Source organism: Teichococcus aestuarii, from assembly GCF_003116135.1.
GTDB classification, from domain to species: Bacteria; Pseudomonadota; Alphaproteobacteria; order Acetobacterales; family Acetobacteraceae; genus Pseudoroseomonas; species Pseudoroseomonas aestuarii.
Window position 1 is genome coordinate 73,454 of record NZ_PDOA01000003.1, and the last position, 23,261, is coordinate 96,714.

General features: G+C 73.8%; 24 protein-coding genes. 6 read left to right on the plus strand and 18 right to left on the minus strand.

Translation table 11 applies throughout. From position 1 onward, the window contains the following. Nucleotide 1 precedes the first annotated feature (1 nt). Entirely contained in the window at nucleotides 2-1,450 is a 1,449-nt protein-coding gene (locus CR165_RS05800; RefSeq protein ID WP_109516038.1) for a SidA/IucD/PvdA family monooxygenase, read from the minus strand. A gap of 134 nt (nucleotides 1,451-1,584) precedes the next feature. Between CR165_RS05800 and CR165_RS05805 the strand changes: the two genes are divergently transcribed. Then, the gene (locus CR165_RS05805; protein ID WP_109516039.1) at nucleotides 1,585-3,303 is read left to right on the plus strand and encodes an ATP-binding protein; all 1,719 of its coding nucleotides are present in this window, start codon (nucleotides 1,585-1,587) and stop codon (nucleotides 3,301-3,303) included. Between the two features lie 94 nt (nucleotides 3,304-3,397). Here the strand turns inward: CR165_RS05805 and CR165_RS05810 are convergent, their stop codons facing one another. Beyond that, nucleotides 3,398-4,414, minus strand: coding sequence for a Bug family tripartite tricarboxylate transporter substrate binding protein (locus CR165_RS05810; RefSeq protein ID WP_109516040.1), 1,017 nt, complete (start codon nucleotides 4,412-4,414; stop codon nucleotides 3,398-3,400). A 126-nt stretch (nucleotides 4,415-4,540) separates the two neighbouring features. Between CR165_RS05810 and CR165_RS05815 the strand changes: the two genes are divergently transcribed. The 4 genes from CR165_RS05815 (at nucleotide 4,541) to CR165_RS05830 (ending at nucleotide 8,774) form a co-directional block, all read left to right on the plus strand. Further along, nucleotides 4,541-5,212: a GntR family transcriptional regulator gene (locus tag CR165_RS05815; protein ID WP_109516041.1), complete on the plus strand. Its 672-nt coding sequence runs from the start codon at nucleotides 4,541-4,543 to the stop codon at nucleotides 5,210-5,212. Between the two features lie 32 nt (nucleotides 5,213-5,244). Next, complete coding sequence (locus CR165_RS05820; protein ID WP_109516042.1) at nucleotides 5,245-6,996, plus strand: dihydroxy-acid dehydratase; 1,752 nt, start codon at nucleotides 5,245-5,247, stop codon at nucleotides 6,994-6,996. A 123-nt stretch (nucleotides 6,997-7,119) separates the two neighbouring features. Then, on the plus strand, nucleotides 7,120-7,434 hold the full coding sequence (sugE, locus tag CR165_RS05825; RefSeq protein WP_109516043.1) for a quaternary ammonium compound efflux SMR transporter SugE: 315 nt from the start codon (nucleotides 7,120-7,122) through the stop codon (nucleotides 7,432-7,434). 86 nt (nucleotides 7,435-7,520) lie between these two features. Next, entirely contained in the window at nucleotides 7,521-8,774 is a 1,254-nt protein-coding gene (locus CR165_RS05830; RefSeq protein WP_109516044.1) for a M20 family metallo-hydrolase, read from the plus strand. A gap of 58 nt (nucleotides 8,775-8,832) precedes the next feature. On the opposite strand, the gene CR165_RS05840 is transcribed toward CR165_RS05830, so the two are convergent. The 4 genes from CR165_RS05840 to CR165_RS05855 form a co-directional block, all read right to left on the minus strand. After that, the gene (locus tag CR165_RS05840; protein ID WP_109516045.1) at nucleotides 8,833-9,414 is read right to left on the minus strand and encodes a YcbK family protein; all 582 of its coding nucleotides are present in this window, start codon (nucleotides 9,412-9,414) and stop codon (nucleotides 8,833-8,835) included. Further along, complete coding sequence (locus CR165_RS05845; RefSeq protein WP_245906165.1) at nucleotides 9,414-11,078, minus strand: L,D-transpeptidase family protein; 1,665 nt, start codon at nucleotides 11,076-11,078, stop codon at nucleotides 9,414-9,416. Before CR165_RS05845 ends, CR165_RS05840 begins: the two co-directional genes overlap by 1 nt. 100 nt (nucleotides 11,079-11,178) lie before the next feature. Further along, on the minus strand, nucleotides 11,179-11,700 hold the full coding sequence (locus CR165_RS05850) for a YceD family protein (RefSeq protein WP_109516047.1): 522 nt from the start codon (nucleotides 11,698-11,700) through the stop codon (nucleotides 11,179-11,181). A gap of 14 nt (nucleotides 11,701-11,714) precedes the next feature. Next, nucleotides 11,715-12,272 (minus strand): ubiquinol-cytochrome C chaperone family protein, encoded by a 558-nt coding sequence (locus tag CR165_RS05855; protein WP_109516048.1) that lies wholly within the window; start codon nucleotides 12,270-12,272, stop codon nucleotides 11,715-11,717. 193 nt (nucleotides 12,273-12,465) lie between these two features. On the opposite strand from CR165_RS05855, the gene CR165_RS05860 reads away from it, so the two are divergent. Continuing rightward, the gene (locus tag CR165_RS05860) at nucleotides 12,466-13,008 is read left to right on the plus strand and encodes an outer membrane protein assembly factor BamE (RefSeq protein WP_245906167.1); all 543 of its coding nucleotides are present in this window, start codon (nucleotides 12,466-12,468) and stop codon (nucleotides 13,006-13,008) included. A gap of 185 nt (nucleotides 13,009-13,193) precedes the next feature. On the opposite strand, the gene CR165_RS05865 is transcribed toward CR165_RS05860, so the two are convergent. From CR165_RS05865 to CR165_RS05920, 12 genes are all read right to left on the minus strand, one after another. Then, nucleotides 13,194-14,405, minus strand: coding sequence for an MFS transporter (locus tag CR165_RS05865; RefSeq protein ID WP_109516049.1), 1,212 nt, complete (start codon nucleotides 14,403-14,405; stop codon nucleotides 13,194-13,196). Next, the gene (gene thiL, locus CR165_RS05870; RefSeq protein ID WP_109516050.1) at nucleotides 14,405-15,373 is read right to left on the minus strand and encodes a thiamine-phosphate kinase; all 969 of its coding nucleotides are present in this window, start codon (nucleotides 15,371-15,373) and stop codon (nucleotides 14,405-14,407) included. The genes CR165_RS05865 and thiL overlap by 1 nt, the downstream gene beginning before the upstream one ends. A 63-nt stretch (nucleotides 15,374-15,436) precedes the next feature. Next, nucleotides 15,437-15,961: a transcription antitermination factor NusB gene (nusB, locus tag CR165_RS05875; protein WP_109516389.1), complete on the minus strand. Its 525-nt coding sequence runs from the start codon at nucleotides 15,959-15,961 to the stop codon at nucleotides 15,437-15,439. Continuing rightward, nucleotides 15,958-16,491, minus strand: a complete 534-nt coding sequence (gene ribH, locus CR165_RS05880; RefSeq protein WP_109516051.1) for a 6,7-dimethyl-8-ribityllumazine synthase — start codon at nucleotides 16,489-16,491, stop codon at nucleotides 15,958-15,960. Before ribH ends, nusB begins: the two co-directional genes overlap by 4 nt. Nucleotides 16,492-16,503: 12 nt before the next feature. Further along, nucleotides 16,504-17,622 carry a 3,4-dihydroxy-2-butanone-4-phosphate synthase gene (gene ribB, locus CR165_RS05885; RefSeq protein WP_109516052.1) on the minus strand — a complete coding sequence of 373 codons (1,119 nt, stop codon included), beginning with the start codon at nucleotides 17,620-17,622 and terminating at the stop codon, nucleotides 16,504-16,506. After that, nucleotides 17,619-18,251 carry a riboflavin synthase gene (locus CR165_RS05890; RefSeq protein WP_109516053.1) on the minus strand — a complete coding sequence of 211 codons (633 nt, stop codon included), beginning with the start codon at nucleotides 18,249-18,251 and terminating at the stop codon, nucleotides 17,619-17,621. Before CR165_RS05890 ends, ribB begins: the two co-directional genes overlap by 4 nt. Further along, the gene (gene ribD, locus CR165_RS05895) at nucleotides 18,252-19,427 is read right to left on the minus strand and encodes a bifunctional diaminohydroxyphosphoribosylaminopyrimidine deaminase/5-amino-6-(5-phosphoribosylamino)uracil reductase RibD (protein ID WP_109516054.1); all 1,176 of its coding nucleotides are present in this window, start codon (nucleotides 19,425-19,427) and stop codon (nucleotides 18,252-18,254) included. Beyond that, entirely contained in the window at nucleotides 19,424-20,002 is a 579-nt protein-coding gene (locus tag CR165_RS05900) for a GNAT family N-acetyltransferase (RefSeq protein WP_109516055.1), read from the minus strand. The genes ribD and CR165_RS05900 overlap by 4 nt, the downstream gene beginning before the upstream one ends. 7 nt (nucleotides 20,003-20,009) lie before the next feature. Continuing rightward, the gene (gene nrdR / locus CR165_RS05905) at nucleotides 20,010-20,465 is read right to left on the minus strand and encodes a transcriptional regulator NrdR (protein WP_109516056.1); all 456 of its coding nucleotides are present in this window, start codon (nucleotides 20,463-20,465) and stop codon (nucleotides 20,010-20,012) included. A gap of 24 nt (nucleotides 20,466-20,489) precedes the next feature. Then, nucleotides 20,490-21,791 (minus strand): serine hydroxymethyltransferase, encoded by a 1,302-nt coding sequence (gene glyA, locus CR165_RS05910; RefSeq protein ID WP_109516057.1) that lies wholly within the window; start codon nucleotides 21,789-21,791, stop codon nucleotides 20,490-20,492. 4 nt (nucleotides 21,792-21,795) lie between these two features. Next, nucleotides 21,796-22,272 carry a ribose 5-phosphate isomerase B gene (gene rpiB / locus CR165_RS05915; RefSeq protein WP_109516058.1) on the minus strand — a complete coding sequence of 159 codons (477 nt, stop codon included), beginning with the start codon at nucleotides 22,270-22,272 and terminating at the stop codon, nucleotides 21,796-21,798. 45 nt (nucleotides 22,273-22,317) lie between these two features. Further along, nucleotides 22,318-23,151 (minus strand): dienelactone hydrolase family protein, encoded by an 834-nt coding sequence (locus CR165_RS05920; protein WP_181378016.1) that lies wholly within the window; start codon nucleotides 23,149-23,151, stop codon nucleotides 22,318-22,320. Nucleotides 23,152-23,261 lie beyond the last annotated feature (110 nt).

Sequence of the window (23,261 nt, forward strand, 5' to 3'; positions counted from 1 at the left end):
CTCACTCCGCGGCGCCGGCCCGGCGCTCCTCCGGGGTCTCGTGTTCCTGCGGGATGGGGGCGGTCAGTTCCGGCAGGTCGAAGGCGCGCAGGGCGGCGAGATGCGCCTCGGCATCCTCCAGCCAGAGCGCGCGGCAGAGCCCGTCCACCAGCCGCGGCACGCCATACTTCATGCCGCTGATGCTGGCGCCCGAGAGACCCATGGAGAGGGTCGCCGCATAGGTCATGCAGTGGATATGGCGCAGCAGCGGGGCGGCGCCGGGCACCTTTTCCTGGAAGGCGAAATCCGGCGAGAGGTAGGGCGACGCACCGCAGAGGGCGCTCTCCTCGCCCGCTGGCGGGGTGAAGGCGTCGCGCCAGAGGCGGATGTGGCGCGCGAAGGGCGCCAGTTCCGGCCGCAGCCCGAGATCGAAGGTGAAGCCGGTGCCGAGGATGACCGCGTCGGCGCCGAAGGCGCCGCGCGGCGTCTCCAGCACCACAGCACCGCCCTCCATGCGGGCAGACTCGACCGGCGCGCCCATGACCAGCCGGAAGCGCGGGTCGGCGGCCACGCGGTCCCAGCTCTCCTGCGGCGGCGGCTGGTTCAGTTCGAAGATGTGCCGCGTGAAGCGCCATTTCAGCAGGTCCGGGAGCGCATGGTACTGGCCGAGATAGCCGGCCTGCTCCATCCAGCGGAACGGGTTGACGCGCGGCATGCGCGGGCGGCGCACCAGCATGGTGGCCTCGGCCGCGCCGGCCTCCAGGGCCGTGGCCAGGTTGTCGAAGGCGGAGGCGCCGGCGCCGATCACCAGCAGCCGCTTGCCGGCCAGCGCCGCGAAGTCGATCGCCTGGGCGGTGTGCAGCACCCGCCCCGGCGGCAGGGCGCCGAAGGGCGGCGGGATCTGCCAGGCCCCCGCGCCATCCATGCCCGTGGCCAGCACCAGCTTGCGGGCACGCCGCACCACTTCGCCCCCGGGCGTGGCGAAGCGCAGCGTCAGCAGCCCCGTCTCCGCCTCCTGGCCGATCTCCAGCAGCGTGTGCTCGTGCCGCACCGGCAGTTCCAGCACGCGGGCGTACCAGTCGAGATAGTCCTGCCAGTCCTCGCGGCCGATCTTGTGCAGGCTGTCCCAGGCGGCCTCGCCGTCGCGGGCGGTGAAATAGGCGCGCGGGGTCAGTGCCGGCAGGCCGAGATCGGGGCCCGTGACGTGCTTGGGCGTGCGCAGGGTGCGCATTCGCGCAAATGTGATCCAGACACCGGTGCCGCCTGGCGGTGCACGGTCGAACAGGACCAGCTTGTCCACCTTCTGGCGGCGCAGCCCGAAGGCCGTTGCCAATCCGGTCTGTCCGGCGCCGATGATGGCGACGTCGAGCACATCCGCCGCGGCAGGCCGCATCCAGGGGCGGGCGGGGTAGTCCACCAGCGATAATTGCTGCCGGATGTCCTGTTCTAGTCTCGCGAGTGCGGCCGGCATGCTTTGAACTGTCCCTGGCGAGGCTGCGCCGTCTGCTGCTATGCACAACATGCCGTGTGGTCCCGCCAGGAGGCAAGCGCGGAACCTGGCCTGGGCCATGCCACCAGCGAGCCGCTGCAGGGGAGACTGCCACGATGAGCACCACCGTCACGAAGCTGCGCGTCAAGGACGAAGACTTCCTTGTGGCCTCGATGATCGAGCGCTGCCCGAAGAGCATGATGATCCGCGAGCTGCTCCAGAACGCGCTGGAGGCCGCGGGCTCTGCCCCCGAGGGCGAGCGGCGTGTCGAGTTCTCCACGGTGCCGGTCGAGGGCACGCCGAAGCTGGCGGTGTGGAACAGCGGCACCGGCCTCACCGGCCCGGAACTCTACCGGATGTGCGACATCGCCGCCTCGATCCGCAAGGAAACCGGGCTCGACCGCAATTTCGGCATGGGTGCCAAGGTGGCCTCCCTGCCCTCCAACCAGAACGGCATGCGCTACCGCTCGGCCCGCAAGGGCATGGTTCAGGAAGTGATGATCGGCAAGTTCGGCGGCGTCTATGGCCGCCTGCTGCGCCCGGGGACGGACGGGCAGATGCGCGAGGTCATCCACGTCACCGAAAGCGCCGCCGCCGAGGGCCGCCCGCTCGACCAGGAATGGACGGAGGTCGTGCTATTCGGCAACGCGCCGGAGCAGAACACGGCGCTCGACCCCTACAACGGCCACCCGCGCAGCCCGGCCCACTGGCTGATCGAGACCATCGGCCACCGTTTCTTCCGCTTTCCCGCCGGCACCGAGGTCATCATCAAGCCCGGCATCGCCCGGCTGACGCAGCCGCTGCGGGTGGTGAGCCTGGCCGAGCGGCTGGCGCAGCTCGAGCACTACGAGGCCGTGAAGGGTCCGGACGGCATCGTGCTGCACTACGCCTACGATGCGGACCTGCCGCGCAAGGAAGGCGTGATGCTGCACGAGAGCCTCGGCGCCGTCGTGCACCAGAACGAGATGTATGCCGTGGCCCGCGGCAATGCCTGGCGGCGCGAGGCGCCCAGCTTCGGCATTCCCTTCGCGGCGCGCAGCGTCATCGTCCTGGTCGAGCTGCCGGCCGACTACCCGGTGCAGCCGGAGGCCTATCGCGAATTCCTGCGCTACCGCACCGCCACCCAGGCGCAGGTGAGGCTGATGGACTATGCGGGCCTCGTGTCGCGCCACATTCCGGAATGGCTGTCGAGGCTGCTGGCCGATGCCTCGCCGGACGCCCTCTACCTCGACGAGGTGCGCGAGATGATGCGCACCATGCTGGAGCAGATGGAGGTGCAGCGCCGCCGGCCGCCGCCGAAGCCCGGCCTGCCCGGCGCGCAGCCGCCGGCGCCGCCCGCCGCCGCCGCCAAGCCCGAGACGCCGCCGCCCGCGCCGGTGCTGGAGACGCCGCCGGCGCTGTTCCTGCTGCGCGACCCGGCCGAGCTGGCGGACCGCGAGCTGACCCACCGCGCAGCGGCCTATTATGCCGAGACGCACCAGCTCCACATCAACCTCGCCTACCCCGCCGTGCCGGCGCTGGCGGAGCGCCTGCTGGCCCTGGCTCCCGCGACGGTGGAGTCCGAGGCCGCCACCAGCGCCGCCCAGACCATCTCGGAGCGCGCCATGGTGATGCGGGTGGTGCGCGCCCTGGCCTATGGCCTGGCCAAGCGCGACCAGCCCAAGGCCTGGCGGGAGCAGCATCTGCGCGCCCTGCTCTCGCCGGAAAGCCTGACCCTGGCCGGTGACGACATCGAGACCGGCTGGCCGGACGCGGAACAGGCGATGCGCACCGCCCTCGCCGCCCTGCCGCCCGCCCCGGCGGAGAGCGAGGCCGAGGCGGCGGTGCCGGCCTGAGCCATGCCGCCCGTGCGGCCCTTCCGGCGGGAAGGGCCGCGCCGCGCCGTCGGACCAGCCGCCGTCGGTCCAGCTGCGGTCAGTCCAGCTGCCGTCAGTCCAGCTTCAGGCCGGTGCGCTCCACCACCGCCTTGAAGCGGTTGAACTCCTGCCCCAGGAAGGCGGCCGCGCTTTCCAGCGTGCTGTCGTTGCGCGGGTCGGTGCCGCTGCTGGAGAGGCGCTCGCGCAGCGCGGGCTCGCTCAGCGCCGCGTTCACCGCCTTGTTCAGCGCCGCCGCCACCTCGGGCGGCAGGCCCTTCGGCCCCACCATCGCCGTCCAGGTGGAGAGCGCGTAGCCCGGCACCCCCGCCTCGGCCAGGGTCGGCACATCGGGGAAGTTGGCGTCGCGCGTCTCGGTGGTCACCGCCAGCAGGGTCAGCGCCCCGTCGCGGATCTGGCCGACGATGGAGGCGATCTGGTCGATGGCGAAGATCACCTCCTGCTTGAGCAGCGCCTCGGCCACCGAGCTGCCGCCGCGATAGGGGATGTGGTTGGCGGGCGCCGCCGCCAGCTTGACGAACAGCTCCGACGCCAGGTGCGACACGCCGCCGACGCCGGAGCTGGCGAAGCCGTCCGCGCCCTGCTTCTCCTTCAGCCGCGCGATCAGCTGCGGCACGCTCTTGATGCCCGAGGCGGCGGGCACCACCAGCCCCATGGCGCTGGTGCCGATGATGGCGATCGGCGTGAAATCCTCCACCGGATGGTACTTGGCGATGTTGGGCTGCGCCGCCGGCGCCACCGCCAGGGTGGAGGCGGAGCCGACCAGCAGCGTGTAGCCATCGGGCTTGGCGCGGCGGACATAGTCGGCGCCCAGGCTGGAGCCGGCGCCGGGCCGGTTCTCCACCAGGGCGCGGCCATCCCCGCCCAGCAGCGGGCCGATGCGGTCGGCCAGCAGGCGGCCGGCGAGGTCGGTGGCGCCGCCCGGCGCGAAGGGCACCACGACGGAGATGGCGCGGTCTGGATAGGCGGCGGCATGGGCGGGGCGGAAGCCGGCGGCCAGGGCGGTGGCGGCCAGGGCCATGGCGCCGAGGCCACGGCGCGGCAAGCCGCCCTGCGAAGCGGATTTGCGCATGGAACGTCCTCCAGGGGTTTTCTTCTGCGCCGCACTCTTCCCGGCGGCGGCAGATGAGTCAACGGCATTGTCGACAATCCCGTCGCCGATTAAGCTGTCCTCGCCCCGCTCCACGGAAGCCGCGCCATGGCCGATGCCGCCCGAGACGATGCCGCCCTGCCCCTGCCCGCCGCCATCGCCGCGGCGCTGGAGGAGGATATCGTCTTCGGCCGCCTCCACCCGCGCGAGCGGCTGATCGAGGAGGAGCTGGCCGAGCGCTTCCGCGCCACGCGCCACACGGTGCGCCAGGCCCTGGCCGAGCTGGAGCGGATGCGGCTGATCGAGCGCATCCCGCATCGCGGCGCGCTGGTGAAGGCCTACAGCCCCGAGGAGGTTCGGCAGCTCTACGCCCTGCGCGAGATGCTGGAGACCCAGGCCGCCGCGCTGATCCCGCTGCCGCTGGCCGGAGACGCGCTGGCGCCGCTGCACGCCCTGCAACAGCAGCATGCCGCCGCCGTCGCCGAGGGCGATACGCGCGCCGTGTTCCGCGCCGACCTCGCCTTCCACCGCGCGCTCTACGCCCATTGCGGCAACCTGTTCCTGGCCGAGACTATCGAGGAGCTGGGCCAGCGGGCGCAGGTGATCCGCTACGCCAACCTGCGCAGCCAGGCGAGCATGGAATGGGCGCGCGACGAGCACGCCGCCATGCTCGGCGCCCTGCGCGCCGGCGACCGCGCGGCGCTGCTGGCGCTCTGCGTCGCGCATTTCCGCCCGGCGCGCGAAGCCTATCTCGGCCAGCACCCCACGCTGCTGGCCTGAACACCAAAGATCTCCGGAGGAAACCCCTGCCCATGACCGAGAAGCCCGAGCCCGTCGGCCTGACCCGTGGCCTGACCAACTATGGCGACATGGATTTCGCGCGCTATCTGCGCCTGTCCATGGCCCGCTCCATGGGCCTGTCCTCCAGCCTGCTGAAGAAGCCGGTGGTGGGCATCGCCGCCACCTATTCGGAGTTCAACAACTGCCACCGCGGCGTGCCGGAGCTGGTGGAGGCGGTGAAGCGCGGCGTGCTGGCCGCCGGCGGCCTGCCGCGCGAGTTCCCCACCATCTCGCTCGGCGAGCCCTTCCTGAACCCGACCGCCCTGGTGTTCCGCAACCTGATGGCGATGGACACCGAGGAGATGGTGCGCGGCCAGCCGATGGACGCGGTGGTGCTGGTGGGCGGCTGCGACAAGACCGTGCCGGCGCAGCTGATGGGCGCCATCTCGGCCGACGTGCCGGCGATCCAGGTGGTGACGGGGCCGATGTCCACCGGCCGCTGGCGCGGCGAGCGGCTCGGCGCCTGCACCGATTGCCGCCGCTTCTGGGCCAAGTTCCGCGCCGGCGAGATCGACCAGGAGACGGTGGAGGAGATCGAGGGCAACCTGGCCACCACCGCCGGCACCTGCGCGGTGATGGGCACCGCCTCCACCATGGCGTCGCTCGCCGAGGCGCTGGGCATGATGCTGCCCGGCACCGCCGCCATCCCCGCCGTGCACGCCGACCGCATCCGCGCCGCCGAGGCCTCCGGCACCGCCGCGATGATGCTGGCCACCCGCAAGCTGCGCCCCTCGCAGATCGTCACCGAGAAGTCGGTGGAGAACGCGCTGCGCGTGCTGCTGGCGATCGGCGGCTCGACCAACGCCATCATCCACCTCGCCGCCATCGCCGGCCGCGCCGGCATCAAGGTGGACCTCAACCGGCTCAACGTGCTGTCCGACGAGACGCCGGTGCTGGTGGACCTCAAGCCCACCGGCCCCTTCTACATGGAGGATCTCTACGCGGCGGGCGGCATCGGCGCCGTGCTGCGCGAGCTGCGGCCGATGCTGCATCTCGACGTGATGACCGTCACCGGCCAGACGCTGGGCGAGCGGCTGGATGCCGAGCCGGGCTATGTGGACCGCACCGTGGTGCGCGCGCGGGAGGAGCCGCTGCAGCCGCAGGGCGGGCTGGTCGCGCTGTTCGGCAGCCTGGCGCCGCGCGGCGCCATCCTCAAGCGGGCGGCGGCCGACCCGGCGCTGTTCGAGCAAGAGGGCCGCGCCGTCGTCTTCACCTCGCTGGAGGACCTCGCCGCGCGCATCGACAGCCCCGATCTCGACGTGGCGGCGGACGACTTCCTGGTGCTGCAGAATGCCGGCCCGCTCTCGCCCTCCGGCATGCCGGAGGCAGGCTACCTGCCCATCCCGTCCAAGCTGGCGCGGGCCGGGGTGAAGGACATGGTGCGCATCTCCGATGCCCGCATGTCCGGCACCGCCTATGGCACCATCGTGCTGCACGTCTCGCCGGACGCCGCCTCGGGCGGGCCGCTTGGCCTGGTGCGGGATGGCGACCGCATCCGCCTCTCGGTGAAGGAGCGGCGGATCGACCTGCTGGTGGACGCGGCCGAGCTGGAGCGCCGCCGCGCCACCCAGCCCGCCACCGCCGCCACGGCGAAGCGCGGCTATGCGCGGCTCTACACGGAGCAGGTGCTGCAGGCCGACGAGGGCTGCGACCTCGACTTCCTGCGCGCCGAGCCATCCTCTCCGGCGGCCGCGGCGCCCGGCGGGAACAACACGGCCGGGTGAGCCGGCGCCCGGCCGGTGCAAGACCGGCCGGGATCGCCTAGATGAGGGGCGGGAGGACGACCTCCCCTCGCATCGACCACGGCAGGGACGACCCCGCCACCTTGGAAAGGGGGGCGTTCCCTCATGTCCTGGATCTACCTTGCCCTGGCGGGCCTTCTGGAAATCGGCTGGGCCGTGGGGCTGAAATACACCCACGGCTTCACGCGGCTGGTGCCCACCGTGCTGACGGTGACGAGCATGGCCGCCAGCCTGGGCCTGCTCGGCCTGGCCCTGCGTGGCCTGCCGCTCGGCACCGCCTACGCGGTCTGGACCGGCATCGGCACGGTGGGCACGGCGCTGCTCGGCATCGCCCTGTTCGGCGAGCCCGCCACGGCCGCGCGCCTGCTCTGCATCGCCCTGATCGCGGGCGGCATCATCGGCCTCAAGCTGGCCGGCTGACGGCGGCAGGAGGGAGGCCAGGGGGGAATTCCCCCTCCCCGGCCTTTCCCCTATCCATGACGGCTGGTTCTCAGGAGCACAGCACAATGGCCGCACCCCCCAACCTGATCGCGGCGGTGGACGAGGCGCGGCAATGGGACCGCCTGATGCGCATGGCGCAGCTCGGCGCCATCCCCGGCGACGGGGTGAACCGCCCCTGCCTCTCCCCGCTCGACCGCGAGGCGCGCCGGCTGCTGATCGGCTGGGCACGCGAGCTTGGCCTGACCGTGGCGACCGACGGGCTGGCCAACCTGTTCCTCCGCCACGAGGGCACCGACCCGGACGCCGCCCCCGTGCTGACCGGCAGCCACATGGACAGCCAGCCCAATGGCGGGCGGTTCGATGGCATCTGGGGCGTGCTGGCGGGTCTGGAGGCGGTGCAGGCCATCCGCGAGGCCGGCATCGCCACCCGCCGGCCGATCGAGGTGGTGGCCTGGACCAACGAGGAGGGCGGCCGCTTCGCCCCCGGCTGCATGGGCAGCATGGCCTGGAGCGGCTTCCGCCCCGCCGACAGCTGGGATTCGGTGACCGACGCGGCGGGCACCACCTTCCGCGCCGCGCTGGAGGAGCATCTGGCGGCCGAGGCCGACCTGCCCCGCCGCCCCTTCGGCACGCCGCGCCCGCACGCCTATGTGGAGGCGCATATCGAGCAGGGGCCGCGGCTGGAGGCGGGTGGGCTGGACATCGGCATCGTCACCGGCATCCAGGGCAGCCGCTGGTTCACCGTGGAGATCCATGGCCGCACCGACCATGCCGGCACCACGCCCCTCGGCCAGCGGAAGGATGCGGTGCAGGACATGCTGCGCGCCATCGCCGCCCTGAACGCGCTGACGCACGACCCGGCGGATGTGCTGCGCTTCACCGTGGGCCGGGTGGAGGTGTTCCCCAACGCCTCCAACACGGTGGCGAACCTGGCGCGCTTCAGCATCGACCTGCGCCACCCGGACAAGGATGTGCTGCTGAAGCGGGGCGATGCCATTCCCGGCGTCATCCAGGCCGCGCTGCGCGGCTGCACCGCCACCGTCACCGAGACCTTCCACGCCCTGCCCGTCACCTTCCGGCCCGAGGTGCCCGACGCGGTGGAGCGCGCGGCGGCGGCGCAGGGGCTGAAATCCCTGCGCATGCCCTCCGGCGCCTTCCACGACGCGCAGTTCCTGGTGCCGCTCTGCCCCTCGGGGATGATCTTCGTGCCCTGCCGGGATGGCGTGAGCCATCACCCGTCGGAGTATTCCTCGCCGGAGCAGCTCGCCCGGGGAACACGGGTGCTGGCGGCGGCGCTGGTGGAGCTGGCCGGCGCCTGAGCCGGGCATATCTGAGCTTGGCGCGCCTGAGCCGGGCGCAGCTGAGCCGGGGGCGCCGCTACCAGCGGCGCGGCGGGCCGCAATCGAGGTGGACGAAGCCCTCGCGGCGGTAGAGGCCGACGCCGCCCACCTGCATCTGCGCGGCGGCGCGCGCCACGCCATAGGCGTCGCGCCCCGGCAGGCGGAAATCGGCCGCCATGCCGGACATGTGCAGGCTCACCGTCGAGACGCGGCGGGTGCGGAGCTGGCCGTTGCGCTCCGGCGTGCGGTAGCCGCTGGAGATGACGAAGGCCTCCGAGGCCTCGAGCTGCTCGGCCACGGCGTGCAGCACGTCGAACAGCCTTGGGTCCATCGGCGTCACCTCGGCGGCGGAGAGGTCGCGGAACACCCAGTCCAGCTTGTGCAGCGCCTCGCGGTCGTAGCGGCCATCGCGGAAGTACACGCCCTCGAAGCGGTCCTCCGTGTAGCTGCGCTCCACCCGCAGGCTGCGCACCGGGGCGAGCGGCGGGGCGGCCCGCGCGGCGCGTGGCAGTGCCGCGCAGGCCAGCAGGCCGAGGCCGGCGGTGATCACCTCGCGCCGCCCGGCCAGGGCGGGGTCGCAGCAGGGGCAGCTTTGCGGCTTGTGTCGTCCGAACAGCATCAGGGGCTCGCAACCTTTGTCGCCTCGGCGGGGCCAGGGGCCTCGGCGCGGGCGGGGCGGGGCTGTTCCGGCGCCGGGCGCGCCGGAGCGGGGATGGCGGAGGGCGCTCCGGCCGTGCTGGAAGCCGTGTTCTGGGCCAGCGGCACGGGGGCCGCGCCGGGTGCCGCGCCGGGCGCCGGGCGGCGCTGGTCCAGCAGCCGCAGATAGGCGGCATCCAGCCCGTAGATGTCGGGGCGGACGCGCACCAGCCCGTCCTCCACCGTCACCGTGGTGTAGGCCAGCCGCACCGGCAGGGTGCGGGCGAGGCCGACGAAGCTGGTCTGCCGGCTGTCGAGCGCCGCCTGGGCGCGCTCGCGGTTCCAGCCGGGGGCGTTCTCCAGCACCAGCGCCAGCAGCTCCATGGGCTGGCTGAGGCGGATGCAGCCCGAGGAGAGGGCGCGGTCGCCGCGGCTGAACAGGTGGCGGTCCGGCGTGTCGTGCAGGTAGATGTCGTCGCCATTGGGCATGACGAATTTCAGCCGGCCGAGCGCGCTCACATCGCTCGCATCCTGCCGCACGATGTAGGGGAAGCGCTGCGGGTTCACGCTCGCCCAGTCCACCGTCATCGGGTCCACCTCCACCCGCTCGCCGCCGACCACGGTGAACAGGCGGAAGCCCTTCTCCATCATGGCGCGCGGGTCGCGGCGGAAGCGCGGCAGCAAATCCTCGCGCGCGTTGCGCTCGGGCACGCCCCAGGGCGGGTTGAACTGCACCGCCGTCATCTTCACCGCCAGCGGCGGCGTGGCCCGCGCCGCCTTGCCGACGATGACCGGCATCTCCAGCAGGGTGCGCGCCCCCTCCATCACCCAGAGGCGGAATTCGGGGATGTTCACCTCGATGCGCCGGCCGGCGGGCGGGGCGGCGGCGCCGCGGCGCATGTCCATCGCCACCCGCACCTGGCCGAGCCAGGCCTCGGCCGGGCGGTTCATCAGCCGCAGCGTGGCGGGGCCGACGCGGCCATCCACGTCCAGCCCATGCGCGGCCTGCCAGCGGCGCACCGCCTCCTCGAGCGCCGTGTCGAACAGCTCGCCGGCATCCGGGGCGGCGGCCAGGGTGGTGTCGTCGGCGGCGAGGCGGGCGCGCAGGGCGGGGATTCGCACCGGGTCGGCCATGCCGGGGTCCAGCGTTCCGCCGGGCGGCACCAGCGGCCAGCCGCCGGCCTCGACGCGGGCGCGCACGGCTTGCAGGGCCAGGCGCAGCGCCGGCATGTCGGGGTGGCTCAGCGCCGCCTGCTCGATCACCTCGGCCGGCTCCGGGCTGCGCAGCAGCTGCGCCTGCCACTGCGCCAGCCGGGCCGGGGAAAGGTCTCGGCGGAGATCCGGCCGCCCGGGCTGCTCGGTCACGCGGCCCTGCACCAGGTCGGCCAGCGCGGCGCCGGCGGCGGCATAGAGGGCGGCGGCATGGCCCTGCGGGTCGGCGCCGAGGCGGGCATCAGGCGGGATGTCGTAGAGCCGGGGCGAGAGGCCATCGACCGACAGCAGCCGCAGCCGGGCCGCGAGCCGCAGCATCGCCTCCGCCTCGGCACGGGGGCGGGCGGCGGGCGCGGCCGCCAGGGCGGGCGAGGACAAGGCAGGCAGGGGCATTGCCGCGGCGAGCAGCAAGGCGGGCAGGTCTCTCCGGCGCATGGAGCTCTCCATACAGGCGGGCCAATGCCGCCGCCAGTCTTGATACGCCGTTGTTACGCAGGCTTCGAGAGGGTTGAAACGCAACCCTCTCGCGCCACGCTCAAGGCTTGCCGCCCTTGAGCACGGCGAAGGGGTTGGGCCGCTTCGGCGCCGGCTCATCCGCCTCCTCCGCCGCATCCAGGGCCGGCAGGGTGGCGCCCGGGGCACGCGGATAGGGGTCGAGCGCCAGGGAGAGCTGCTCCGCCAGCGCCTCGCCCAGTTCCATCACGCCGCGCTCGGTGGGAATCTCGTCCGGCCCGTCCGGGTCCTCGTCCGACGGCTCCTTGCCGGAGGGCAGGAAGCGCAGGTCCACCGCCTCATCCAGCGCCTGCGTCACCGGCTCCAGCGTGACGACGCAGGATTGCACCACGGAGGCCCGCAGCCGCCCCCGCGCGCGGATGGCGCCACCGCCCTCCACCCGCAGCTCCAGCTCGGCGCCCAGGGCATTGACGGCGGGGATGCCGAAGCGGCGCGCCAGCGCGGCGCACTCCGCCTCGGTGGCACGCACGGTCTGGCGGCGCCCTTCGGGGCCGACCGCGACCCAGGGCAGGGTGCGGGAGAATTCCAGGGGCTGGTCGGTCATGCGGCCTCCTGCGTTCACTGCGGGATCTCGTCCCGGGGCGGGGGGAAGGTGACCTGGCCCCGCAGCAGGGCATCCAGCCCCTGCGCGGCCAGGGCGTCGTCGGTGGCCAGGGCCAGGGCGGCCAGCGCGCGCGGCGCCGGCGCGTCCTCCGCCACCGCGCCGCGCCACACATTGCGCGCCAGGGCGGCGGCCAGCGCCGCCGTGTCGCGCGCCTCCAGCGGCGCCTCATAGGCGCGGGCGCGGCCGTGGAAGGCCTCCCACATGTTCTTCACCCGCTTGGCGATGGACATGTCGCCCACCCCCATCTCGCGCAGGTTGAAGTCCATGTCGGCGAACATGGCGTCGAACACCGCCTGGGCCAGCACGGCGCCGCGCCGGTCGGCGTCGCGGTGCAGGCGGCGGATCAGCAGCGCCACCTGCAGGCCGATCAGGTCGAACCGGCCATCCAGCGTGTCCGGCACGCCATAATGCGCGAAGAAGACGGGGTGGCGCGCCGCCCGCACGGCGGCGCCGTACAGCTCGAATCCCTGCCGCTCATGCGGCTTGCGGCGGAACAGGCCGAACAAGGCCATGGTCGGGACAGGCTCCTTCGAAACCCTGGGCGAAACCCCGGGTCGGTTCCCCGGGCGGCACAGGCCGGTTGACCCCGATGCGGGGCGGTGGCAATCGACCGTGCAGATGGACCGCAACCCCGCATTGGTCAATCCGACCGGCCCGCCGGCGGGTGCCGCGCGGGGCGAAGGCCGAGAGGAATTGGGGCGCCCCGTGAACAGCGACGTGACCAGCAGCGACACCACCCGCAGCATGTTCCGCCCGCGGCCGGCCGGCAAGGCCCGCGCCGCGCTGCTCGCGCTCATCCTGGCCCTGCCCGCCGCCGGCTGCTCGGTCTTCGAGGCGCCGCCGGTGCAGCGCGGCAACCGCGCCGACCCGGAGCTGCTGGCGCAGCTCACCCCGGGCGTGCAGACCCAGGCCGATGTGCAGGCCCTGCTCGGCTCCCCCACCGCCACCGGCACCTTCGACCGGAACATGTGGTACTACATCAGCTCGGTGACGCGGATGCGCCCGGCCAGCCACTTCACCGTCGAGGACCGCCGCGTCATCGCCATGCGCTTCGACGAGGGCGGCACGCTGCGCGACATCCGCGAGGTGGGCCAGGACGACATGCGCAGCGTGGACATGGTGGGCCGCACCACCCCCGTGCCGGGCACGGAGCGCACGGTGCTGCAGGCGCTGTTCGGCAATATCGGGCGCGTCGGCGCCGGTGGCCTCGGCTCGGAGACGGCGCCGGGCGGCGGGCCGGGGCGCTAGAGCCTTTTCCGTTCGTACTGGCTCACGGAAAAGGCTCTAGCTCATTGTTTTCGCGAGCATCTTCACGCGATCAGGCGAAGCAGCCTGCTCGCGATCTGCTCTAGGCCCTCCCCCTTCCCCGCCGCCATGGCATGAAAAAAGCCCGGGAAGCCTCCCGGGCTTTTTTTGCGCCGCCGGCCGCCTGCTCAGGCGGCGCTCGGGCGACGGGCCTGCAGCAGCACCAGCAGCAGCGCCAGGCCGACGGCGGGCAGCAGCGCCAGGTTCAGCACCATCCAGCCCGCCTGGGCATGGATGGCGCCGGAGGCGAAGGCGGTGCACGCCACCGTGCCGAAGACGATGAAGTCGTTGGCCGCCTGGGCACGCACCCGCTCCTCCGGCCGGTGCGCCTCGGCCAGCAGGCTGGTGGCGCCGACGAACATGAAGTTCCAGCCCAGCCCCAGCAGCATCAGCGCCACGCTGAAATGGCCGAACTCCCGCCCCGACAGCGCCACGGCGACGCAGAACAGGTTCAGCAGCGCCCCCGCCGCGATGATCCGCCGCACGCCGAAGCGGGCGATCAGCCGCCCCGTGACGAATCCGGGCGCGAACATCGAGACGGCGTGCAGCTGGATGACCGTGGCGCTGGCACCGACGCCGAAGCCGCAGAGCATCATCTCCAGCGGCGTCGAGGTCATCACCAGGTTCATCGTGCCATAGGCCACCGCGCCGGTGATGGCGGCGGTGAGGAAGGCCGGGCGGGCCAAGATCTCGCCGATCGGCGTCGCCACCTTGGGCCGCGGCGGCGCCGGCGGCAGCTTCGCGCGGGAGAGCAGCGCCAGGCAGACCAGCGGCAGCAGCGCCAGGATCAGGTAGGTGCCGAGGAACAGGAAGGGCGCCAGCATGTCGCGGCTGTGCTTCACCAGCTCCGGCCCGAAGATGGCGGAGAGCACGCCGCCCGCCATCACCAGCGAGATGGCGCGCGGGCGGTAGGCGGGCGTCGCCACCTCGGCCGCGGCGAAGCGGTAGTGCTGCGAGATGCCGAAGCCGAGGCCCGCCGGGATGGCGCCGAGGCAGTAGAGCAGGAAATCGCCCTGCCAGACGCCGAGCGCGAAGGTCAGGCTGCCGAGGCAGGCACCGACCGCCCCCAGCACGAAGCCCGCCTTCCGCCCCAGCCGGGCGAAGACCAGCCCCGCCGGGATGGAGGCGGCCATGGTGGAGGCCATCTGCAACGCCATGGGCAGGGTGGCGAGCGCCTTGTCGCTGGCCAGGCTGTGGCCGATAAGCGCCGACATCGCCACCTGCCCCACCACGGAGGCGTTCATCAGCGCCTGGCAGGCGAACATCAGCCAGACCGTCCTGCGCATCTCGGCGTCCGCCCGGGCGTTCCCCACGGCGTCCGCCGGTTCCGTTCCTGCCATCAGAAGTGGCTCCATCCCCCCTGGCCGAGGTCAAGGCGCGCCCCGGCTCCATCCACCACCGTAACCACGGCCTCGCCCGGCGCGAAATGCCCGATGCGCGACACAGCCACGCCGCAGGCGGCGGCCTGGGCGCGGATGGCCTCCGCATCCCCGGGCGCCGCGGCGAAGAGCAGCTCGTAATCGTCGCCGCCGGTCAGGATGCGCGGGAGCAGCGCCGGCGCCCCGCGCAGCAGCGCCCGCGCCGCCGGCGAGAGCGGCACATCCGCCGCGCGCAGCACGGCGCCGCAGCCGCCGGCGCGGCAGAGATGGCCGAGATCCTGCGCCAGCCCGTCCGACACATCCATCGCCGCGCGGGCGAGGCCCGCCAGCGCCTGCCCCAGCCCCAGGCGCGGGCGCGGCAGCCGGTAGCGCTCCGCCAGGAAGCCCGCCGCATCGGCCGGGAACTCGCCCTGCAGCACGCCGAGGCCCAGCGTGCCGTCGCCGATGCTGCCCGAGACCCAGATCTCGTCGCCCGGCCGCGCCCCCGCCCGGCGCAGCGCCGCGCCGGGCGCCACATGGCCGAGGATGGTGAGGGAGAGATGGATCGGGCCGGGGGTTGAGACGGTGTCGCCCCCCAGCAGGGAGAGGCCGAATTCGCGCTGGTCCGCCGCCAGCCCGGCGGCGAAGGCGCCGAGCCAGCCATCCGGCAGGCCGCGCGGCAGGCCGGTGGTCATCAGGTAGCCGAGCGGCGCCGCGCCCATGGCGGCGAGGTCGGAGAGGTTGGTGCGCAGCAGCTTGCGGCCGATGGTCTCCGGCGGGTCGTCCGGCAGGAAGTGGACGCCCGCCACCATGGCGTCCGCCGCCAGCACCAGCTCCCGCCCTGGGGGCGGCGCCAGCAGCGCGGCGTCGTCCTCCAGCTCCAGCGCGCCGGGGCCCGCGAGCGGGCGGAAATGCCGTGCGATCAGCGAGAATTCCGGCGGCAGGGTCATGGAAGCAGGGTCATGGGGAAGGCTCTCCGCCCCGGCGGGGAGGCGGCGCCTCCCCCGCCCGGCTCAGCGCTGGAACTCGGGGGCGCGCAGCGAGCGGGCCATGGCGTCCAGCACGCCATTGGCGAAGCGCGGCTCCTCGCCGCTGAAGAAACCGTGCGCGATGTCCATGTATTCGTTGATCACCACGCGGGCCGGCGGCTGCGTGCCGGAGGACAGCTCGAAGGCCGCGGCGCGCAGCAGGGCGCGCAGCACCGGGTCGAGCCGCACCACCGTCCAGTCGCCCGCCAGATGGCCGCCGACGATCTCGTCCAGCGAATCGCCCTGGCGCGCCACGCCGCGCACCAGCTCGGCGAAGAGCGGAACGTCCGCCAGCGGCACGCGGCCATCCTCGAAGCCGCCGGCATCGGGCCCGATGCGGTGGCGGACGAACTGGTCGAGCACCGTCTCGGCCGCCTCGCCGGTCTGCTCGCTCTGGAACAGCGCCTGGATGGCGGCGACGCGCGAGCCGGTGCGCGGGCGGCCCTGCGGCGGCGCCGGGCGCTTGCCCTGCGGGCCGCCCTTGGGGGCACCCTTGCCGGAGCCGCTCACTTCGCGCCCCACTTCACGTTCCAGCGGCGCGCGAGCGCCACCTGCGCCAGCAGCGCATGCGCCGCCTCGGCACCCTTGTTGTGGCGGTCGTTGGAGGAACGGGCCACGGCCTGGGACAGGGTCTCCACCGTCAGCAGGCCGAAGCCCAGCGGCACGCCGGTCTCGCCGCTGATGTCCATGACACCCTGGCACACCGCCTCGCAGATGAACTGGTAGTGGTCGGTCTCGCCCTTCACCACGCAGCCATGCAGCAGGAAGCCGTCCCAGCCCCCGTCACCGCCCCTGGCCCCGCTACCGGCCCCGCCCTGCGGCGCCGCCTTCAGCGCCAGGCGCAGCGCGGCGGGCAGCTCGAAGGCGCCGGCCACGTCCACCACCTCCAGCGTCGCCCCCGCCTCGGCCAGCACGCGCTCGGCGCCGTGCCGCATGCCGGAGACCACGGCCTCGTAATACGGCGCCTGGATCAGCAGGATGCGCGGCGGCGGGCCCGGGATGGCGGGGGTGGCGCGCTCCGGCGCGTCGATGGTGCTCATGAATTCAGGTGCTCACTGGTGCTCGATCGGCCGGGTCTCGGCCACGGTCAGGCCGTAGCCCTCCAGCCCGACGATCGCCCTGGGGTGGTTGGTCAGCAGGATCATCTCGCGCACGCCGAGATCGGCCAGGATCTGCGCGCCGATGCCGTAGTCGCGCAGCTCCGGCTGCTCGCTGCGGTCGCGCCCGGCGCGGACCCGCTCGGAGAGGGCGGTGGGCTTCACGTCGCGGATCAGCACGACGACGCCGCGGCCCTCGCGCGCGATGGCCTCCATGGCGTGGTGCAGCTCGGCCGCGCCGTTGGCGCCGACGATGTCGGCGAAGAGGTTCACCGCGTGCATCCGCACCGGCACCGGGCCGGGGCGCGCGAGGTCGCCCTTCACCAGCGCGACATGCTCGCCGTATTCCAGCGTGTTGGCATAGACGACGGAGCGCCACTCGCCGCCCGGCGCCCCGGCGTGGCGGCCTTCCTCGACGCGTCGCACCAGCCGCTCCGTGCGGCGGCGGTGGCCGATCAGGTCGGCGATGGTGCCGAGCTTCAGGCCGTGGTGCTGGGCGAAGGCCACCAGGTCCGGCATCCGGGCCATGGTGCCGTCCTCGTTCATGATCTCGCAGATCACGCCGGCGGGGTTCAGCCCGGCGAGGCGGGCGAAGTCGACCGCCGCCTCGGTGTGGCCGGCGCGCACCAGCGTGCCGCCCTCGCGCGCCACCAGCGGGAAGACATGGCCGGGGGTGACGATCTCCTCCCGCCGTGCCTCGGGGTTGATGGCCACCGCCACGGTGCGCGCCCGGTCGGCCGCCGAGATGCCGGTGGTCACGCCGTCCCGCGCCTCGATCGAGACGGTGAAGGCGGTCTGGTGGCGGGTGCCGTTACTCTGCGCCATCAGCGGCAGGCCGAGCTGCTCCACCCGCGCCTTGGTCATGGCCAGGCAGATCAGCCCGCGCGCATGGCGGGCCATGAAGTTGATGGCGTCGGGCGTGGCGAACTGGGCCGGGATGACGAGGTCGCCCTCGTTCTCGCGGTCCTCGTCATCGACGAGGATGAACATGCGGCCGCGCCGGGCCTCCTCCAGCAGCTCCTCGGTGGGGCTGAGGAACTCCGAGAAGGAGGTGCGCTGGGTCAGAATATTCATGCCTTGGTCTCCCCCCGCCGGGCATCGCCCGCCTCGAACTCACGCAGGCGGGCGACATAGCGCGCCAGCATGTCGATCTCGATATTCACCGGCGCGCCGGGCCGCAAGCCGCCGAGCGTCGTCACCTGCGCCGTGTGCGGGATCAGGTTCACGCCGAAGCGGCTGCCCTCGACATCGTTCACGGTGAGCGAGACGCCCTCGATGGTGACCGAACCCTTCGGCGCCACGAAGCGGGCCAGCGCCTCAGGCAGCTTCACCACCAGGCGCAGCGAGCCGTTCTCGGGCGTGGCGGAGACCACCTCCCCCACTCCGTCCACATGGCCGGAGACGACATGGCCGCCCATCTCGTCGCCCATCTTCAGGGCGCGCTCCAGGTTGATGGTGCCGCCCTGCCGCCACTGGCCAAGCGTGGTCTTGCCCAGCGTCTCAGCCGAGACCTCGACGGTGAAGCGCCGCTCGTCGCGCGCGATGACGGTGAGGCAGCAGCCGGAGCAGGCGATGGAGGCGCCGAGCGCGGCCCCCTCCAGCCAGCCCCCGGGCGTGGCGATGACGAGGCGCATGTCCTGCCCCCCGCCGATCGGCGTGACCTCGGCCACCTGGCCCTGGGCGGTGATGATCCCGGTGAACATTCAGTCGGCCCCGATCTGGCTGGAATGGGTCTCGCTGGCATACTCGCTGAGCAGGTCCGCCCCCGGCAGCGCCAGGGCGGTGCGGCGATATCTGGGCATGGCCGACAAAACCTCCAGCGGCAAAGCGTCCAGCGCGGCCCTGCCATCGGCGCCGATGATGCCAGGGGCATGGAACCAGGCCAGCCGGTCCACCAGCCCGGCGCGCAGCAGCCCGGCGCCGAGCGCGGCGCCGCCCTCGGCCAGCACCCGCGTCAGGCCCCGCGCGGCGAGCGCCCGCAGCAGCGCGGCGGGGTCGAGCCCCAGGGGAACCCCGTGCGCGCCCTCGGCCTCCGGCACCTCGACGATCTCGGCGCCGGCGGCGCGCAGCGGCTCCAGCACCGCATCCGGGTGGCCGGGGCGGGTGGCGACCCAGACCGGCCCCTGCCCTTCCCGCAGCATGCGCGCCGTGGGCGGCAGGCGCAGCCGGGCATCGGCCACCACGCGCACCGTCGGCACGGCGGCATAGCCGGGGATGCGGCAGGAGAGATCCGGGTCGTCGGCCAGGGCGGTGCCGCTGCCCACCAGCACGGCGTCGTGCCGGCCGCGCAGGGCGTGCGCCATGCGCCGCGCCTCGGGGCCGGTGATCCACTGGCTCTCGCCGGTGCGGGTGGCGATGCGGCCATCCAGCGTGGTGGCCAGCTTCAGCGTGACCAGCGGCAGGTTCCGCGTCAGGCGCTTGAGGAAGCCGGCGTTCAGCGCCCGCGCCTCCGCCTCCAGCAGCCCCACCGAGACGGCGATGCCGGCGGCGCGCAGCCGCGCCAGCCCGGCGCCGTCCACCCGCGGGTCGGGGTCGCGCATGGCCACCACCACGCGGGCCACGCCGGCGGCCACCAGCGCATCGGCGCAGGGGGGCGTGCGGCCCCAGTGGCAGCAGGGCTCCAGCGTGACATAGGCGGTGGCGCCGCGCGCCGCCGCCCCGGCGCGCTTCAGCGCCTCCGTCTCGGCATGCGGGCGGCCGCCGGGGGCGGTCCAGCCGCGCCCGACCACGGCGCCATCGCGCACGATGACGCAGCCCACCGCCGGGTTGGGCCAGGTGTTGCCGAGGCCACGCGCGGCCAGCGCCAGCGCCGCGCGCAGATGCGCCTCGTCGGCCGCCTCCGCCGCCTGGCCCGGGTCCTGGCCGGCGCCCGTGCTCATGCCGCGGCGCAGGGCAGCGTGCCGCCCGCCGTGGCGCCGGCCAGGGGCTTGGCCAGCACGGTGTGCGGCAGCGGCACCTGCAGCACCGGCTCGGTGCGCTGCCCGGCCGCCTGCATGGCGTAGCCGCGGCGGCGGAACAGGCCGAGGGCGCGCAGATGCCCGCTCGGCACCCGCACCCGCAGGCTCTCCGCCCCGGCCGCGGCCAGATGCCGTTCCATGGCGGCGAGCAGGGCGGAGCCGATGCCCTGGCCGGCCGCCCCGGGCGCCACCCACAGCCCGGTGATGCGCGCCGGCTCGCCGGGCTGTGCCGGCTCGGCCAGGATGCAGCCGAGCGGGCGGCCCTCCGCCTCGGCCAGCAGCAGCGGGCCATGGGCGGCGAAGAGGGCGGCGAAGCGGCCGGCATCGGCGCGGGCGCGCAGCCGCGCCGGCATCAGCGCCGCCGGCCCCTGGGCGAAGGCGGCGGCGGCCATCACCGCCAGCGCCGCCCGGTCGCCCGGCAGGGCCTCGCGCAGCGTGGCCAGAACGGCGGCGGCATTCCCGGCGGCACGGGCCGCGGGATGGAAGAGGATCACCATGGGTCTGTCAGCCGTTGCGGTCGAGCGAGCCGAGAAAGGCCTGGAAATCCGCGGCCTCGCCGAAATTGCGATAGACCGAGGCGAAGCGCACATAGGCCACCTGGTCGAGTTCCTTGAGCGTTTCCATCACCATCTCGCCGATGGCGCGGGAGCTGATCTCGCTCTCGCCCTCGGCCTCCAGCCGGCGCTGGATGCCGTTGACGATGCGCTCCACCCGGTCCTCGTCCACCGGCCGCTTGCGCAGCGCGATGCGGATGGAGCGGGCGAGCTTGTCGCGGTCGAAGGGCACGCGGCGCTGGTCGGACTTCACCACCGTCAGCTCGCGCAGGGTCACCCGCTCGAAGGTGGTGAAGCGGGCGCCACAGGACGGGCAGGACCGCCGGCGGCGGATCGCCGCCCCGTCATCGGCGGGGCGGCTGTCCTTCACCTGCGTGTCCTCGCTGCCGCAGAACGGACAGCGCATCTCCCGCCCCCCTGCCCCGGCCGCTCAGCGGTAGATCGGGAAGCGCTGGCAGAGCGCCAGCACCTCGGCACCGATTTCGGCCTCGACCGCGGCATTGCCCTCCGGCTCGTTGGCGCGGGAGAGGCCGAGCAGCACGCGGCCGATCATCCGCCCGATCTCGCGGAACTCCGCCTCGCCCAGGCCACGCGTGGTGCCGGCCGGCGTGCCGAGGCGGATGCCCGAGGTGACGAAGGGCTTGGCCGGGTCGAAGGGGATGGCGTTCTTGTTGCAGGTCAGGTGGGCGCGGCCCAGCGCCGCCTCGGCCGCCTTGCCGGTCAGGTTCAGCGGGCGGAGGTCGACCAGCATCAGGTGGTTGTCCGTGCCGCCGGTGACGATGCCGGCGCCCTGGGCCACCAGCTCGTCCGCCAGCGCCTTCGCGTTGGCGACGACGGCCCTGGCATAGGCGCGGAACTCGGGGCGCAGCGCCTCGCCGAAGGCCACGGCCTTGGCGGCGATCACATGCTCCAACGGGCCGCCCTGCAGGCCGGGGAAGACGGCGCTGTTGAACTTCTTGGCCAGCGCCTCGTCGTTGGTGAGGATCATGCCGCCGCGCGGGCCGCGCAGCGTCTTGTGGGTGGTGGTGGTCACCACATGGGCGTGCGGGAACGGGCTGTCATGCGCGCCGCCGGCCACGAGGCCCGCGAAATGCGCCATGTCCACCATGAAGGTGGCGCCCACCTCGTCGGCGATGGCGCGGAAGCGGGCGAAGTCCCAGGCGCGGGAATAGGCGGAGCCGCCGGCGACGATCACCTTGGGGCGGCTCTCGCGCGCGATGCGCGCCACCTCCTCCATGTCGATGCGGCCGCTCTCGCGCTCCACCGTGTAGGGCGCCACCTTGAACCACTTGCCGGACTGGTTGGCGGGCGAGCCATGCGTCAGGTGCCCGCCGGCGGCGAGGTCGAGGCCCATGAAGGTGTCGCCCGGCTGCATCAGGGCGAAGAACACCGCCTGGTTGGCCTGGGCGCCGCTGTGCGGCTGGACGTTGGCGAAGCCGCAGCCGAAGAGCTGCTTGGCGCGCTCGATGGCGATGGTCTCGATCTCGTCCACCACCTCGCAGCCACCGTAGTAGCGCTTGCCGGGCAGGCCCTCGGCGTACTTGTTGGTCAGGATCGAGCCCTGGGCCTCCAGCACGGCGCGGGAGACGATGTTCTCGGAGGCGATCAGCTCGATGCCGTCCTGCTGGCGGGTCAGCTCGCGGCCGATCAGCGTGGCGATGTCGGCATCGGCCTCGGCCAGCGGGGCGCCGAAGAAGCGGCCGGCGAGGTGCGCGGGGGACAGCTCGTTCATCGGTTCAGGCCTCCTGGGCGGTGCCGGCGGCGAGGATGCGCGGCGTGATCTTGGCGATGCGACGGTCGTGACGGCCCCCTTCATAGGGGGTGGTCAGGAAGGCGGAGAGCGCGTCCAGCACCACCTCCGGCCCCACGGTGCGGGCGCCGAAGCAGGCGATGTTGGCATCGTTGTGGGCGCGGGTCAGCCGCGCCTCGGTGGTGTTGTGCACCACCACGGCGCGGATGGCGGGGTGGCGGTTGGCGGCGATCGCCATGCCGATGCCGGTGCCGCAGACCAGCACGCCGAAGCGCGCCTGGCCGCCCGCCACCGCCTCGGAGACGGGGTGGGCGAAATCGGCGTAGTCGCAGCTCTCGCTGCCATGGGTGCCGAAGTCGAGCACGGGGTGGCCGGCCGCCTCCAGTGCGGCCCGCAGGCTGTCCTTCAGGGCGACGCCGGCATGGTCGGCGCCGAGGGCGATGGGGGTGTCGGCCGGATTCATGGCGCCCCCGTTACCACGCCTCGCGGCGGCGGGAAATGCAAAGCCCTAGGGCCTGGATGCAGGGCCGGCATGTGCGGCGAGGAAGGCCAGCGCTCTTGGCATGGCGAGCGCCCGCGCGGCGGGGTGGGCGCCGGCCGTCACCCGCCGGCCGTCGGGCAGTTCCAGGGCGCGCGGCGGCGCCTCGCCCGGTGCGTCGAAGCCATGGCCGGCGCCGGGGTAGAGCACCGCCTCCAACCGGCCCGGCGGCTGCGCCGCGGCCCAGCCCTGACAGAAGCGCGCGGGCGTCCAGTCATCCGCCTCGCCCAGCAGCAGCAGGAGGGGAATGGCGGCCATGGTGCCGGCCCGGCGGGCGGCGAGGCAGCCGGGATAGAAGGCCACCGCCGCCCGCACCAGCCCCGGCTCCGCCCGCGCGGCCGCCGCCAGCACCGTGCTGCCGCCATGCGACCAGCCGAGCAGCAGCACCCCGCCAGGCGCGGCCCAGCTCTGGGCCTGCGCCCAGGCGGCGGCGGCCAGGGCATCGGCCGCGCGCACCGGGTCCGGCCGCGCCGGGTGCTCCGGCCGGCCGCAGGCCGGGCCGAGGCCGCGGCTGCCGAAGCTGTCCGGGAACAGCACGGGGTGGCCGGCTTCCACCAGCCGCGCCGCCCAGTCCCGCTCCCGCGCCGGGGCGCGCATCGCCCCTGGCGGGCCGAGGCCGCCGCAGCCATGCAGCGCCACGACTGGAACGCCGAGCGGGGCACCGGCCGGCGGCAGGGCCAGCAGGGCGCGCAGCGGGGTGCCCTCCGGCCCGGGCAGGGTGACGGGCCGCAGCTCCACGGCCCGGGCGGCGGGCGGTGCCAGGGCGAGGAGTGGCAGCAACAGGGAGAGGAACAGGCGGCGCATGCGGCCGAGGCTGCCACCGCCACGCCGCCGCCGGGCATGAAATCGGCGCAAGGCGCAGGGTGGCCATGCGGCCGGCGGGCCAGGGCCGCGCGCATCGCCCCTTCCCCCCC

Excerpts from the sequence above, each read along its gene's own strand:
- CR165_RS05920 (WP_181378016.1), bottom strand. The coding sequence starts at position 23,151 with ATGCGCCGCCTGTTCCTCTCCCTGTTGCTGCCACTCCTCGCCCTGGCA.
- CR165_RS05865 (WP_109516049.1), bottom strand. The coding sequence starts at position 14,405 with ATGGCAGGAACGGAACCGGCGGACGCCGTGGGGAACGCCCGGGCGGAC.
- CR165_RS05890 (WP_109516053.1), bottom strand. The coding sequence starts at position 18,251 with ATGTTCACCGGGATCATCACCGCCCAGGGCCAGGTGGCCGAGGTCACG.
- ribD (WP_109516054.1), bottom strand. The coding sequence starts at position 19,427 with ATGAGCACGGGCGCCGGCCAGGACCCGGGCCAGGCGGCGGAGGCGGCC.
- CR165_RS05840 (WP_109516045.1), bottom strand. The coding sequence starts at position 9,414 with ATGCTGTTCGGACGACACAAGCCGCAAAGCTGCCCCTGCTGCGACCCC.
- CR165_RS05900 (WP_109516055.1), bottom strand. The coding sequence starts at position 20,002 with ATGGTGATCCTCTTCCATCCCGCGGCCCGTGCCGCCGGGAATGCCGCC.
- thiL (WP_109516050.1), bottom strand. The coding sequence starts at position 15,373 with ATGACCCTGCCGCCGGAATTCTCGCTGATCGCACGGCATTTCCGCCCG.
- sugE (WP_109516043.1), top strand. The coding sequence starts at position 7,120 with ATGTCCTGGATCTACCTTGCCCTGGCGGGCCTTCTGGAAATCGGCTGG.
- CR165_RS05845 (WP_245906165.1), bottom strand. The coding sequence starts at position 11,078 with ATGCGCCGGAGAGACCTGCCCGCCTTGCTGCTCGCCGCGGCAATGCCC.
- rpiB (WP_109516058.1), bottom strand. The coding sequence starts at position 22,272 with ATGAATCCGGCCGACACCCCCATCGCCCTCGGCGCCGACCATGCCGGC.
- ribH (WP_109516051.1), bottom strand. The coding sequence starts at position 16,491 with ATGAGCACCATCGACGCGCCGGAGCGCGCCACCCCCGCCATCCCGGGC.
- CR165_RS05855 (WP_109516048.1), bottom strand. The coding sequence starts at position 12,272 with ATGGCCTTGTTCGGCCTGTTCCGCCGCAAGCCGCATGAGCGGCAGGGA.
- CR165_RS05820 (WP_109516042.1), top strand. The coding sequence starts at position 5,245 with ATGACCGAGAAGCCCGAGCCCGTCGGCCTGACCCGTGGCCTGACCAAC.
- nrdR (WP_109516056.1), bottom strand. The coding sequence starts at position 20,465 with ATGCGCTGTCCGTTCTGCGGCAGCGAGGACACGCAGGTGAAGGACAGC.
- CR165_RS05850 (WP_109516047.1), bottom strand. The coding sequence starts at position 11,700 with ATGACCGACCAGCCCCTGGAATTCTCCCGCACCCTGCCCTGGGTCGCG.
- CR165_RS05805 (WP_109516039.1), top strand. The coding sequence starts at position 1,585 with ATGAGCACCACCGTCACGAAGCTGCGCGTCAAGGACGAAGACTTCCTT.
- CR165_RS05810 (WP_109516040.1), bottom strand. The coding sequence starts at position 4,414 with ATGCGCAAATCCGCTTCGCAGGGCGGCTTGCCGCGCCGTGGCCTCGGC.
- CR165_RS05800 (WP_109516038.1), bottom strand. The coding sequence starts at position 1,450 with ATGCCGGCCGCACTCGCGAGACTAGAACAGGACATCCGGCAGCAATTA.
- CR165_RS05830 (WP_109516044.1), top strand. The coding sequence starts at position 7,521 with ATGGCCGCACCCCCCAACCTGATCGCGGCGGTGGACGAGGCGCGGCAA.
- ribB (WP_109516052.1), bottom strand. The coding sequence starts at position 17,622 with ATGAATATTCTGACCCAGCGCACCTCCTTCTCGGAGTTCCTCAGCCCC.
- CR165_RS05815 (WP_109516041.1), top strand. The coding sequence starts at position 4,541 with ATGGCCGATGCCGCCCGAGACGATGCCGCCCTGCCCCTGCCCGCCGCC.
- glyA (WP_109516057.1), bottom strand. The coding sequence starts at position 21,791 with ATGAACGAGCTGTCCCCCGCGCACCTCGCCGGCCGCTTCTTCGGCGCC.